A 14618-nucleotide genomic window follows, 5' to 3' on the forward strand; every position below is an offset into this window, starting at 1 on the left:
TAGCGCGCTCTTGCGCTTGGCCGTCCAGCGTTTGATGTCGTCTTCCATCTTCATGCTCATCGTCAATTCCCTCGATTATGACGTGAGCAGGTTTTCACTGGGTCATTACAGCTTTTCCTTCCGCGTCCTTCAACGCATATTCGATGATGGTCATCGGCATGTAGGAGGCCGTCGCGGAAGTCGCACCGTACCCCACGCTCAAGCGCAATAGCAGTTGCATGTAACCGGGCGTGGGAACCAAGTCATCCGACGTGCTCAATGCCAGGTCATCGCTACCGTGGGGTCGCGCCACACGGGTGATCCTCACCTGTCGGCCATCCTTCTCGAGCTGTTCACCAAGAAGCATGGCAAAGGCCCGGTTGATGCTTTCGTTGGGCAGATTATCGGCAATCAATTTGGAGAACTCTTCGGAACGTCGCTCGGTGCGCGAACCGGCATCCAGTTTGTGCGCCGCATCGGCGGCCATACCCACCAACAAGCCTACTGGCCCCAGAATTCCAAGCAGACCGACCGACTTGGAGCCACCAAGATCTACCACGGCGAATTCGTCCGGGTGATAGAAGATCTCCACCTTCTTACCCGACTGGATTGCCGCCCGATTGGCCTGTTTATCGAGTTCATACTTCGGCGTGGGCTGTTGAACCGCGCATCCGCTAAGAACTAGTACTGCAATAAGAACTGACTTCTTCATCTCTGATTCCCAACCCGGCCACACCCTCACCTACCCGGCGCCACAACGCCAATAACTTACCGGGTATTAGGAATCAATCGATATAGGAAGCGTCTTAGAAAACCTGAGACATTACTAATAAGAATAGCGGAACATAGCGCTAGGTTTTTTTGGTCACCAGCGCCTTAATTTCAAGGGCGCGCAATGGTTTTATGCGGCGACAAGGTCATTAGCAGCGCACCCGCCGAAACTCTAAAGAGTGGCCGCCGATCCTTTTGCACATATTAATTACTTGAAAACATCAGGTATCCGTTCTTTCTGTCTTTCCCAAGACCAACCTTTTGGCTTCTTGTCTGTACGAAACCATTCCTTCCCTCTTGCTATCCAAGCGCTTCTAAACCCTACGATCCCTGCAATGGCGATGTCTTCATAGCCAAATTCCACCCCACAGCAGGAGCATATTTCAAACGTTGGCACATGCCCATCCTCCCCATATTGAGGATAGGGCTGCTCCAAACCACAAACACGGCAAAAATTAGTCGGTTCATTGAGCATTGAAATAATTCAGATTGGTTGGGTAACGAAGTGATCGCATCGGTGGACCTGGCGGCAGACAAGGCGTCCTTGCCCTAAAAATAAATCTCCAAGCTAAAAATTTTTACCTTAGATTTATCTTTTATTATTTTTATATTCTTCTTTGAATGGCCTGACATTTACCATAGCTGCCTTCGCCGCGTACATGCCTACAGATCCAATAATTACTCCAATCAGAGCGAGAAGATAGATATCAAATCTCAGCCCGAGCACGATCAAGACAACTCCCACCCATATCAATAACGCTCGAAACCAACGTCTGAAATTCCCGTCAGCGATGACTGCGTCATAAAGGCTCATCTCGAGACCTTTCTAAATGGAATTAATTTGCATATCCCAACGGGCGGCACGGCGGCCCTCGTAGTACCTTCAAGTTCAGGATAGAAGAAATTCATCTTCCGTAGGCATCGTGAGGCTCTGCCAGTCGCAGCAAGCCGGACTGAGTGCACTGGTAGGGGTAGGCCTCCACGCACCGCTGGCGCATCGTGCGGGCCAATCGATTGGCAAAGTCCGCCGCGATACGCAGCCCATCCTTGGCCGGCCCACGGTTGGAATAGTCACGTAAGGAAATCGGATAGGTATCATCCGCCCAGCCCCGGTACTCGCCTGAAACGGCGTCATACAACCGCACCTTGATGCCGACGGAAGGGCCGTACTGTTGATAGCCGCCGAAACCATTGGGTTCGCCCAATGCAATCACGTACTTTGCACCGATCGTCGCAGCCTCTTCTTTCAAGGTCGATGGACGAGCGGACTTCGGATCAACCTTGCGCAGCCTGAACGTCGCTTTGATACCCGCGGCGTCCATGGCGCCAGGTAGCTCGGCATTCAGCGCATTGCAGACGGCCTCGGCCGCGTATGACGCTGGCAATGCTGTGCCGGCACCAATCCAACCCGTGTCGTCGATTTCCTTCTGATAATTGCAATCGGAGGTGTAGATCAGCACGGGAGTGATGACTTCGCCAGGCTCAGGGTTGGAGGCGAGAGCCTTCGGAGGCGAACCCATGATGAAGGAGCAGCCTGACGTCAACGACAGTGTAGCGAAAGCAACAATCTTTTTTAAATAGGACATCATGGAAACTTTTAATCCAAAACAAGATGGAGAAAATTATTCGTAGCGAAAAATCTAGAGCTTGCACAATTAACATCCAGATCATCCACTCAATCCAGATCCTATTTTTCCAACCGAGGCGTAAATTTTTGAAACCACACCGAGAGTAATTTAAGGAAACCTAATAACACTACTCTCGTTTTTTTAGGCATGCACTTTCACTGACTATTACCGCACTTTCAGCCGACAGCTTCGGCTATCGCAACGGTAGATTCCTCCAGACGCAAAGGCGATAGGCATATCACTCCTCATCCGCCGGTCGCTTCTTCCTCCTCGACTTTAGCCATCCTCGCGGATAGGGTGCAGGGGAGAAAGGGCGAATCTTCAATTGCGCCGCCCGAGCGGAATATCCACCCACCAAGGCCACAACAAAGCCGATGCACCAAACCCAGCCTGTATTCCAAATTTTTATATCTGCAAAAAAAAGAGCGGCACCACATATTGAAAATAAATATATGTATAAGGGCTTAATATTGTCATCACGCATAAAAATTCGACGCATCATTTCCGTAAATTTATTCATAGCTTAATCTGCATATACAGACCCCGGGTACTTCATGAATATGGAATACGTCGCAAACCCATTATTTTTGGGCGACTTGATTTCGTACTGCTCGCGCCCGCGACAGAAGATATTTTTACCCGGTATGGACATATCGACCGCGCCAGTGCTTTCGAAAATTCTCTCATTTCTAGCTTTGACATCAGTAGACCAGTCGGCTGCCGAGAACTTCAAAACCATTTGCACCACCGCCCCCCCGGCTTAACAAATTTATCTTCTGACAAAACTATCCCGTTCTTTAATTTCACTAAATTAGCTAGATCACTCATTTTTTTCGAGATGGCGCTACATCTCTAGGAGCCCTACAGATCAAATAAACCATCAACATCGACCAAAAGATAATCCAAAGGAACATCACGCTGCGCGATATTTTTATTTTCACGGAATCTCCATCTAAACGAAGGTAACCCAACGCCTGTGTCATTCCCATATCCAACACCTGCGCAACACCCAAGAGCAATCGCTCCAGTTTCGACAGATGCCCCCCAAAAAACTCGACTTTCTTCAAGCACAAGAGGGGCAGACGTATCAGCCTTTATCGATCGATCGTTACTTCAGTCGATTTAAGCACTACCAACCGCTCTCTTGCTTAACAACAATGCCATAAAGGATTATCGCCACATACTTCTAATTATCCCCCTCGTCATCCATCCGCTCTTTTTTTCTGGATTTAAGCCATCCCGACGGATAAGGCGCTCGATCAAAGGGACGAATATTCAACTGAGCCGCACGTGCGGAATACCCTCCAATCGAAGCAAAAATAAGACCAAATAAAAAAAACCAACCTGTATTCCACACCTCAAAATCAAGAAAAATAATCGCCACTCCAATCGCTAATAATGAATATCGATAAACGGGAGCAATATTTCCCTCTTTAATAAAACTTCTATAAAGTGCATCAACAATCGAATTGGAATTAATTCGCATATCTCGTTTTCAGGTATTCACCAATTTCATTAAACAGAATAGCTCCATTTGGCGCAATTGCACCAGCTCCTCTCACGGCCAGATCGACGCCCCCCCCAACTGCCGAAGCTTTGAGATTCGGCCTAATCATCTGCTCCAATCCGCCCAATAGCAATCCGCTGATATCGGATCCCTTCGCTGCCCCTTGAAATATCGCAGCGTATGGGCTTGGCACATTCCCGAGCGTACCCGCCATAGCGCCAAACCGGCCATTTGCTTTGGCCAAGTATGCAATTACATCCGCATTCTGGTTGCGACGATCTTCATAGTCAGCGGCGCTCATTACCCTTGCCAAGCCCGCAGCGCATTCAGCGGTTACGCAGTATCGCGAGACGCCAGATGAGGACTTCACCGTGGATCCAGGCGATGCAAAGTTATCCCAGTGGTTCGTGCGATCCGGTTCGAGCCTGTAGTTCAGCCCCGTAGGGATGTCCCGCCCGTTAGCATTGGCCACGATGAATTCCTGTAGCTGCCTGTCAGCTGGCGACGGGACTTCCATCCAGATGTTCCTGCCGTCCTCAGCACGACCGACCAGAACAAAATTGGTGGCCTTGTCGAATATCCCATCGTCGCCTATCACAACAGCTGCAGTTCCTGCATGAGTCTCCCCATCCAGTAACGTCACATCCATCCTGCGCAACTGCGTTTCAATCTGCTCGACAGTCACGTCATATCCTACATTCTTTGCCTCTAGCGCCAATTTCTTAGCAAGTTCTTTTTCGTCGGGATGAAGCTGACGATTGAACATATCCGCAGACAGGGCCGCACCGGCACCGCTGACGCCACCCGCCAAACCACCGGCCGCACCCGCCAGGGCATTCAGGGCGATATTAGCCACCTCCCTCTGAATGGCAGGGGGCAAACCACTCATCGCTTCATCTATTGCATCCTTGAACGCAGCCGAGGCTAAATCACCTGCAATTGTCCCGCTAATCGCGCCTGCAACATTTCCCCCGCCCAGTGCAGCTCCCGCCGCCGCGACAATGGAGTGAACGGCGATTTTTCCAACTTTTCCTTCGCCCCAGATTTCGGGATTGTCCTTCGCGAGTTTTTTGGTTACGTCGCCCGCAATCTGCATCCCCAGCTGCCCAAACGCCTGCTGGAACTCCAGTTGCTCGCGAACCTTGTCCTTATCGAAGATCTTCCCAATACTGCCGTTCGCCCCCTCGGTGTCACGGCTCAGCCCGGCCGTGCTATCCCTACCTGTGTCCTTATCCAAGCGCACCTCGATCGTACCCGCCGACACAGCCGCGCGTGTCGTACCTGATTCACTACCGCTTGTGCTTCCGAAGCTCAAACCCGACGGACCGCCACCCAAGGCATCGCCCTTGTTCGGTTTGTCGAACGCGCCAGACATGCCCAGGTTGATACCGACCGTGGTCGACTTGTAGTCCGCCTTGTTATGCAGGTTGCTGAACCCCAAGGTCTCGGTGGACAGCCAGTTTTTCGTGGCATCCGCGTCGCTAGCGATGACGGCACCGTTCAACTGCGTGTGCTTTCCAACGTAGATGTCGTAACCTCCGGAGCCCGCAAATAGGCCTGTCTGCTCGACCACGCTGTCATAGTTGGACTTGGTCTTGCCAATACTCGCACCAAGATACGCATTGCCCGTCATCGACCCAAAACTGAAACTTGCCCCCGCATTGGCCTGCTTCTGCTTGGCGTCATAACGGTCCGAATCCTGCTGGCTCGCCAAAATCAGGTTGCGACCGATATCGGCGCGGATGCTGTCCGCGCGCGCCTGGGCACCCTCCAGCACGGTGTCCCGGCCAGAAATCAGCGTCAGGTTGTCGCGCGCGCTGACCTGGGTCTCGCGATACGTCGTGCCATTACCTTTGGCGTTGCCGCTTCCGACATAGCCGCTGGCAAAGATATTGATGCCGCCACCGCTACCACTATCAGAGACACCGATGCCGACACCCACCTTCCAGCCGCTGTTCTTGTTGGTGGAGACTTCCGTGGATGTCTGAGCCTGACTTTGCAGCATCAGGTCATTGGTGGCCGCCAGCAGTACATTCTTGCCGGCCAAGTCGCTGCCGATGATGGAGAGATTGCCCGAGCCGGCAACGCCCTTTTCGCCCAAAGCGATGATGGAGATATTCCCGCCCGCCATGACGGAAGAGCCGAAGGCGGTTTCCTGAGTACGCTTCGTTTCGCTGACAGACTTGCTGGAACCAAGGCTGATCTGGATCTGGGCGCTGGCGGCTTCCTTCTGCGCTACCGACGCCTTGTCCGCCTTTGCCGCATCCATCATCCGATTGGCCTGCACTGCCTGATAGGCCGCCTGCCCTACCTTGACCGCGGCCAGCCTGCCGCTCTTGGCGTCGCCCGCTTGCTGCAGGGTGCCCTGAATCTGCTGGGCCGCGCCCAACATGCCGCCTGCCACGCCAATGGTCAGGCCGGACTGCTTGAACTCGTGATACTCATGCTGGCGCGCTTCACCCACGCCGGCAATGATGGCGACGTTGCTGCCGACAATGGAGATATTGCCGTCCTGGGCAAGCAGGTTGCTCGCCATGATGCCGACATCGCGTCCTGCGTCGATGGTGAGGTTGCCGCCGGCACTGCCGATCGTGCTCGCCGAATAGCCACCGCTGGCTCCTTTCATCCAGTCGGTGCGTTCCTGCTTGTTGTAGCCGATGCTGAATCCACCGCCCCCACCAAAACCCGACTTCTTGATCTTCTCGTACTGGTAGTCCTTGTAGGTTTCGTCCTTCGCCAGAACCTGCAGATCTCTGCCAACCGCGATCTCGACATCGCGGTCACCGACGATGTTCGAACCGACGACAGTCATGTCGCGCCCTGCCAGCATCGCGACCGTGTCGCCGCCAAAAGTCGAACTTACGCCTTTGGTCCACTCCGTTTCGCGGATGCGATGCGTCGTCTTGCTGGAAAGGAAGCCTTTGGTCTTGTAGTAGATCTCGTTGTACGTGTATCCGCTGGCATCCCCCGCCAGCACATTGATGTCGCGCCCCGCGCCAACGGCCAATTGCTTTTCCGACGAGACCTGCGCGGCGATGGCGTTGATATCCTGCACAGCCATCAGCGTGAGGTTGCCACCAGCGGCAATCTGCGTACCGATATCTTCCGTCGTACGCATCTCCGACCGGTTCTTCTTGCCGAAGTTGAACGACTCCCCGTAACTCGTGCCGGCGGCAGTCAGGTTGATGTCGTTGCCGGCGCGGATGCTGGCGTCGCCGGTGGCGGCGATGGCCGCGGCCTGCGCGTTGACGTCGCGGCCCGCCTGCACGTTCAACGTGCCGGCATCGACTCGCGCCACCCCGTCAATGATGGTGTTGCTGATGCCGCCGCGAACATTCGATTGCGTGCTGGAAGTCAGGTTGACGTCGCGGCCCGCCGTCAGCGCGACCGCATCGCCCTTGAGCAGCCCCGCCAGGTTGTCGATGTCGTTACGCGCATTCAGGTTGACGGTCTTGCCCTGGATCGTGCCCACGGTGTTGCGCACGTTCTGCGCATCGACCACCAACGCGTTGCGCGCGCCGATCGTGCCGCTGTTGTCCACATCGCCCGTCGCGCTGATCTGCGTGTCACGGCCGGCGATCAGCGTGCCGTCGCCGCGCAGGTCGCCCGGTTTGACGGCCAGGTAGACCTGCGGGGCCAGCACCTTCTGCTGCGTGCCGTCGGGCAGCGTCACGGTCTGCTCCACCATCCAGACGATGTCGCTGGTCAGGTGACGCATCTGCTCTTCGGTCAGCGCGGTGCCCACCGCCAGGCCGAACTTGTTGGCGAAGTCGGCGCCGGCAGACAGCAGCGCCTTGTACTGGGTTTCGTTGTCGGTGTAGTCGCCGACGAAGCGCTGGCCGCTGGCCAGCATGACCTGCTCGGCGACCTGCTTCTGTTCATAAAAGCCGTCGCCCAGGCGCTTGAGGATATGGCCGGGGTCCTGGTTCAGTTTCTCCAGCAGGAAGTCGCTGGACACCACGCTGCGCGAGCCGATGAACTGGCTGTCGGTGGCGATCAGGTAGGGCGCGTTGGGCGCCGTGATGACCTGGTACAGCTTGCTGGTCGGAATGGTCGGCGGCAGCACCACGACGGCGATGGTCTGGTTGCCCGGCAGCGTGATGCGCGTCAGGGTCGCCGGCGGCAGCGCCTGGACGACGGTGCTGGCGCCGGGCGTCTGGCCGGACGGCGCGACCGCGGCGCCGCCCTTCGCGTCGCCCAGGCCGGTCTCGATGCGTTCGGCCAGGACGGTGGCGTTGTAGTCGGAGCGGTTGTACTTGCGGGAGTCGTTCTTCTCGTAGGTGTAGGCCATGGTGCCGACACGATCGACCGTGCGCAGTCCCTCGGCGCCGACGTTGCTCAGCGTGCCGCCCTCGGTCTTCAAGGTACCGCCGGCGAGGATGCGGCTCTTGTCGTTGACGATGTTGCCCGACAGGCGGGCATTGCCGCCGACGATGATCTTGCCCGGATCGCTCTGCGTGATGCGGGTCTCGCGCGTGATCTCGGTCACCTGATAGAAGGTGAAGTCCTTGATCATGCGGCTGTTGCGGAAGTCGGCGTTGAAGGCCTTGATCTTGTCGTTCAGCGTTTCGTACAGCTCCAGGTCGTGATCGTACTGGGCCTGTTGCTGGGCCAGGTCGTCGGGGCAGCGCCAGCCGCAACTGTCGGGCGACGGCGGCCGTCGGATGCCGCTGGGGCGTTCCACTTCGAATACGGACCAGATCTTGGCGTCCGGCTTGTAGAGGAACTGAGCGGGGGTGGTATAGCAATTGCCAGCGTCACCGCCGCCGCAGTCATAGCTCTCGGGAAAGTATGCCGGGCCGATCGGCGCGCTGACACCCGCTCGTCCCTGCTGGTCCTCCTGGATGTTGCTGTAGTCGAACGGCGGCCCATACTGGCTCTCGGGATAGCGTGCCGACGGCATCAGCAGGCGCCGTTCGTCATACTGTCCCATCCAGCTCGGGTCGCGGCCGCAGATGGACTTGACGGTGTTGCAGAACCACATGCCTTCGCCGTCGACGATGTCGGTGGTGCCGTCCAGGCGATAGAACCACTTGGCTTCGCGGCTGACCTCGACGGTTTCGCTGGCGAAGTGCAGGTTACGGTTCTGGATGCTGGCCGCGGCGATGTCGGCGTTGCGCTCGACTTCGATGGTGGCGGACTCGTTGGACAACAGCGCAGCCTGGCCGGCGGCCTTGCCGGTGGCGTCCAGCGTGCCGCCCAGCCGCAGGTCGCCCGCGGCGTAGATCAACGCGTGCTCGCGATTGGTCAGCGTGCCCACGCCCAGGTCCATGTCGCCGCGCGAGGCGATGACGGCATTGGGTTCGTTCTGCAGCAACGGCGTCTTGATGCCGATGCGATCGCCGTAGATGCGGCCGGTGTTGAGAAGATTGCCGGCGTTGATGAGTGTGTAGCCGCCGTCGATCAGGCCGGCGTTGCTCAGCAGGCCGCCGATGATCAGTTCGTTGTTGCGCACCGCGATCAATTCGCCGCCGGCGCGGTTGGTCAGCGTATTGGCGGTGATCTTCAGGTCCTGGCCAGAGTGGATCTTGCCGTCGTTGTCGAGGTTGCCGGTGACCAGCTCCAGCGAGGTGCCGGCGGTCAGGGCGCCGCCGGTGTTGGTGATGCTGCTGAAGGCGAGCTTCGCATTGGCGTCGGACGAGACGTTGCCGCGCGCATTGTCGAGCGCGCCGGTGGACAGGGCCAGGTCCTGGCCAGCGCCGATGCGGCCGGACTGGTTGTCGATGGATCCGGTGTCCAGCATGACCTGCTTGCCCATCACGCCCAGGGCGCCCGCGGCCGTGCTGCCGGCGCCGGCGATGCCGTTGGCGAGGGTGTCGCGGTTCTTCAAGCTGCCGGCGGTCAGCGCCAGCGCGTTGTCGGCCTGGATCAGGCCGGCGCTGTTGTCCAGCGTGCCTTGCGTCTTGAGCGTGAGGCCGCTGGCCGCGACGATGCCGCGAGTGTTGGACAGGCTTTGTGCGCTCAGCGCGGCCTGCCCTTGCGCGGCGATGGTGCCGCCGGCATTGTCGATCGCGCCGACGGTCTTCAGGTCCAATTCGCCACCGCTGGCGACCTTGCCGCCGCTGTTGGCGAGACTTGCCGCGTCGATGCCGACCGTGCCGCCATACAGGCCGCCTGACTGGTTCTGAATCGCGCCGCCGCTGCTGACCGCGAGCTTGGCGTCGGCCTGGGCGATGCCATTGCGATTGTCGAGGCTGGCCGCCTGGATGTCGGTGGCGCCGCCGAGCAGTTTGCCGCCACGGTTGTCGAGCGCGCCGGCCGTCTCGACGCGCAAAGCGTCGTTGGCCTGCACCGATCCCCCCTGGTTGTCGATGCCGTCGGCGCCGCGCAGCGCCACGCTCTGGCCCGAGATCACGCCACCGGCCGCGTTGACCACGGACTTGCCGCGCAGGTCCACCGCGCCGGCGCCGGCCAGCGTGCCGCCGGTGTTGTCGATGGCGCCCGTCACCTGGCCGTCGAGCGCGGCGCCGCTGGTGAGTTTGCCGCCCGTATTGTCCAGGCCGGCCGCGCGCAAGGCCACGGAGCCGCCATAGACCGAGCCGCCGCGATTGGTGACCGCGCCCGTGGCGTCCACGCGCAATGCGCCCCCGGCGACGAACTTGCCGCCCGACAGCCCCAGCGCGTTCGCGGTGATGGTGGCGTCCCCACCGGCCACCAGGGTGCCGGGGTTGAGCAGTTGGTCCACCTGCGCGCTCAAGGCGCCGAGCGGACTGATGGAGCCGTCCGCCTGCAAGCCCGCCGTGAGCGCGCCGCGGTTCTCCAGCCGGCGCGCCACGATGCTGGCGTTGCCAGCCGAGGACATTGCCTGGTTGTTGATGACCTTGGCGGCGTTCAAGCCCAGCGCGCCGCCCGCGGCGACCGTGCCGTCGTTGACGATGTCGCCGGCGCTTTGCACCGCGAGGTTCGTGGCGGCCTGCAGTCGGCCCGAGGGCTGGATCCGGACGTCGCCGTTGGCGCTGACCGTCAGTGTGCCCGTCAGCGCCGCCAGGTTGCCGCCGATGTTCACGCCGACCCCGGCTTCCGTGCCGATCAGGCGAATGCTGTTGGCATACATGCCGCCCAGCGCCGCGACGTCCAGCGCCACGCCGGTGCCCGCGCCGGCGCCGGTGAGGGCCGACACGTCGATGCCGTCATAGCCGACGCGCGCCGCTCCCGCGACCACGTTCAGATTGTTGGCCCAGACTTGGGCATTCAGTTCCAGCGTGCGCGCCATCAGGTCTAGCTGGCTGAGGTTGGCGCCGTACAGGCCCGCGCCTTCGATGCCCAGGCGGCCGCCCGTGATGTCGAAGCCCAGTGCGCCATCCGGACCGATGACCGGCTTGCCGGTGGTCAGCGTGGCGCGGTTGGCGTTCAGGAAGCCGCAGCCGTTGCAGGTGATGCCGGCGGGGTTGGCGACGATCACGTTGGCGCGGTTGCCCGCGACTTCCAGCATGCCCATCAGTTGCGACGGATTGGGCGCCGTCACCTGGTTCAGGATGGTGGCGGCGCGCTGGTTGCCCAGCATCGGGTTGCCCGCGACCTGCCCGGCCAGTTGCGTCTGGCTGGCCGCGCCGCTGTTGTTCAGCACCACCCCCGAGGGGCCGACGTTGAACTGGGTGAAGCGGTTGTTCGAGACGCCGCCGGCCGACGGCGGCGCGATATTGACCACCGGTACGCCGTTGGCCACGCCCACGACGGGCTTCTGGCCCGTCACGCTCTTGTCGACGGAGATGGGCAGGGTCTGCGCCAGGACGGGCGTCCAGATCTGCGTGTACAGGACCAACCAGACAACTGCGGAGCGAAGCTTGGACATGGCGAGGCAACTCTCGGTAAGCGTGAAGCAACTTGTCGGACGGCGGCCGGGGCGCACGGGCCCCGCCCGGTCTAGAACTCGAACATCAGCGTGGCGGCGAAGACCGTGCTTTGGGTCTTCAGGTTGTCGGGCTTTTTCAGCGGCCAGCCGGCCGACAGGTCGTAGCTGGCGTTGACCGCATTGGCGACCCCGGGCACGGCGATGCGGCCGCGCAGGCCCGCGACCGCGCCGACGAGGGTGCGGCTGGTCAGGTACTGCGCCGCCGGGCCGCCAACGCGGCCGGCATCCAGGCCCGTGTAAAGTTGCTGCCCCAGGTTGCCCAGGTTCAGCGACAGGTCATTGCGCAGCGTCCAGCCGTCTTCCGCGGCGAGCGTCATCTGGCCATCGAAGCCGCGCACCGCATAGCGGTTGCCGATGGTGAAGTAATCCGCGGGCACGATGGGCGTCTTGGCGTGCTGGATCTGCCAATTGGCCTGGTAGGCCAGTTGCTGGCCGGCCACCTTGAAGGGCAGGTAGAGGCCGGCGTTGGCCGTCAGGATGGTGCTGCGGCCGTTCCAGTCGGGATCGCCGTAGACGTAGCCGGGCTGGTCGGAGAACTGCGGCAGCGTGCCGCGCACGCCGCCGCCGAGGTCCAGCACCATCTGGTCGATGTATTGGCGGTGGCCGTAGCTGAACTCGTAGCCGACCACGTCGCGCCGCTGCACCTCGATGTCGATGTCGTTGAGGGTGCTGTTGGCACGCTTGCGCAGGAACTTCAGCATGGCGGTGCCCTTGTAGCTGGCGCCGCGGTAGGGCACCACCGACACGCCCGCTTCCACCTGCTTGCTGGTGCCGCCGTAGACGATGGGCTCATCGAAGCCGGCCACGGTCTGGCGGTAGCGCGACTTGCTGGCGCCAGCGAACAGGGTCCAGTAGCCGAACGGGATGCTGTAGTTGATGGAAGCGGCGCGCGAGCCGGCGTCGCTGTTGCGCAGGTCGGCGTTGCTGTTCCAGGAGACCGACAACTGGTCATACAGGAACAGCGGCGAATCCAGCGTGAGACCGGCGTTGACCTGGTTCTTGCCGGTGGACTCCATGCCGGCGTTGTCCCCGCCCACATAGGCGTGCCAGCGCTTGCCCGTGCCGGGCTTGATGATGATGTCGGAGTCGCCCAGTTCAGGGCCGGGCGCGACGTCGATGGAAGCGTCGGCCTGGCCGGCCAGCCGGCGGATGTTTTCCAGCGCCTGGTCGAGGTCGCGCTGGTTGACCTCGCCGCCCGGCCAGGTGGGCAGCGCGGTGCGCCACCAGCCGGGCGCGCCCTCGCTCTTGACCCCGGAGATGCGGCCGGGCACGTAGCGCAGGGTCAGGGTGCCGCTGGCCAGCGATTGCTCCGGCACCAGCACGCGGGCGGTGATCAGGCCGCGGTCGATCAGGCGCGCCATCAGGTGTTCCTGGAGGACGCGCAGGCCCTGCCCGCCGATGCATTGCCCAAGCGTGGTGTCGGCGGCGCGGCGCAAAGCGGTCGGCGGACCGGCGCCATCCCAGACCACCTGGGCGATCGTGAAGCAGGGTGATTCCTCGGGGAAGACGAGCGGCCCCTCGCCGGGAACGGCGGGCGGCGCCGACAGCACGTCCGGCCGTTCGGCGGCGCGGGCCCGCTGGGCATCCAGCTCCTGCTCCTGGCGGCGTTGGATGTCGTTGGCGCGAGAGGCCGCCTCCGCGGGCAAGGACTGGGCCGCCAGGCGAGGCAGGAAGGTCAGGGAGGCGATGGATGAAACGCACAGCGCCAGGCAGGGAAGCAGCCTCTGCCGGAGGCGGCTTCGCGATACGATGGTATGCACTTGTTTCTTATTGAAATTGCCGGTTTCCTTCCATAACGGAGGGAAATCGAATTAATTAAGCGCACATTTCAATTTATGCCAGCTTTTTCACGGATTTTCTGGCGACAATCGAAAATATGCAGCGGCGGAAATGGCGGCCAGACGGTTACATGCCATTACGCTCACAACTTAGCGGGTCCTGCCGCCACTGGCGATGGGAACGGTCTGAAATCGCACGGAAGCCATGCCTTGCCGGCCGGGCTGATGCTGCCCCCGCTGTGCCAAAATCGCGCCCATGCCGATCGATAACCGCCTGATTCCCTCCGCCCTCGCCACCCAGACGGCGCAATTGCCCGCCGCCTGGCAGGCCGCCTTGCAGGCCCCGCGCGTCGCCGCCGCACTGCAGGCCGTGACCGACCATGTGGAAAAGCGCCTGGCCGAAGGCGCGGTGGTGTATCCGGCCGAGCCGTTTCGTGCGCTGCACGGGCTGGCGCCGTCGGATGTGCGGGTGGTGATCCTGGGACAGGATCCCTATCACGGCCCCGGCCAGGCGCAGGGCCTGGCGTTTTCCGTGCCGGACGACTGCAAGCGTCCACCCAGCCTGCGCAACATCTTCAATGAGATCGCCCAGGAATATCCAGGCACGCCGCTGCCGGCGGGCAACGATCTCAGTCCGTGGGCCGACCAGGGCGTACTGCTGCTGAACACCGCGCTGACGGTGGAAGACGGCCAACCGGCGTCGCATGCCAAACGGGGCTGGGAAACGGTGACGGACGCCCTGATCGCGCGGGTCGCGCAGGACCCCTCGCCCAAGGTTTTCATGCTGTGGGGCGCGCATGCCCAGGCCAAGCAGGCGTTGCTCCCGGACAACAGCGGTCATCTGGTCCTGATGTCCAATCACCCCTCTCCGCTGTCGGCCCGGCGTCCGCCCGTGCCATTCCTGGGCTGTGGCCACTTCCTGGCGACCAACCGCTGGCTGGCCGACCAAGGGAAAAACCCTATTGATTGGAGACTGGACAAAAAAATAATTCCCGCACAAGGCGAATTCGGGTTATGATCACCGCACTGCACCAAACGAGTTCGGCATTTACCGCCTTGATTTAGCGGAAATTTCAGCAGTCTGCCGGGCAACCAAGCCCAGC

7 protein-coding genes are annotated in these 14618 nt (G+C 60.6%); 1 reads left to right on the top strand and 6 read right to left on the bottom strand.

Translation table 11 applies throughout. From position 1 onward, the window contains the following. Positions 1–94: 94 nt before the first annotated feature. The 6 genes from HV783_RS13290 to HV783_RS13315 form a co-directional block, all read right to left on the bottom strand. Complete coding sequence (locus tag HV783_RS13290) at positions 95–691, bottom strand: hypothetical protein (RefSeq protein ID WP_175189288.1); 597 nt, start codon at positions 689–691, stop codon at positions 95–97. A 964-nt stretch (positions 692–1655) separates the two neighbouring features. Beyond that, entirely contained in the window at positions 1656–2339 is a 684-nt protein-coding gene (locus HV783_RS13295; protein WP_175189289.1) for a hypothetical protein, read from the bottom strand. Between the two features lie 277 nt (positions 2340–2616). Continuing rightward, on the bottom strand, positions 2617–2898 hold the full coding sequence (locus HV783_RS13300; protein WP_175189290.1) for a hypothetical protein: 282 nt from the start codon (positions 2896–2898) through the stop codon (positions 2617–2619). Positions 2899–3564: 666 nt separating this feature from the next. Continuing rightward, positions 3565–3864 (bottom strand): hypothetical protein, encoded by a 300-nt coding sequence (locus HV783_RS13305; protein WP_175189291.1) that lies wholly within the window; start codon positions 3862–3864, stop codon positions 3565–3567. Then, entirely contained in the window at positions 3854–11677 is a 7824-nt protein-coding gene (locus HV783_RS13310) for a hemagglutinin repeat-containing protein (RefSeq protein WP_254603897.1), read from the bottom strand. The genes HV783_RS13305 and HV783_RS13310 overlap by 11 nt, the downstream gene beginning before the upstream one ends. Positions 11678–11748: 71 nt before the next feature. Further along, positions 11749–13497 carry a ShlB/FhaC/HecB family hemolysin secretion/activation protein gene (locus HV783_RS13315; protein WP_054500350.1) on the bottom strand — a complete coding sequence of 583 codons (1749 nt, stop codon included), beginning with the start codon at positions 13495–13497 and terminating at the stop codon, positions 11749–11751. A gap of 274 nt (positions 13498–13771) precedes the next feature. On the opposite strand from HV783_RS13315, the gene HV783_RS13320 reads away from it, so the two are divergent. Beyond that, complete coding sequence (locus HV783_RS13320) at positions 13772–14533, top strand: uracil-DNA glycosylase (RefSeq protein WP_175189292.1); 762 nt, start codon at positions 13772–13774, stop codon at positions 14531–14533. Positions 14534–14618 lie beyond the last annotated feature (85 nt).

The organism is Achromobacter dolens (assembly GCF_902859745.1).
Classification (GTDB): Bacteria; Pseudomonadota; Gammaproteobacteria; order Burkholderiales; family Burkholderiaceae_B; genus Achromobacter; species Achromobacter dolens.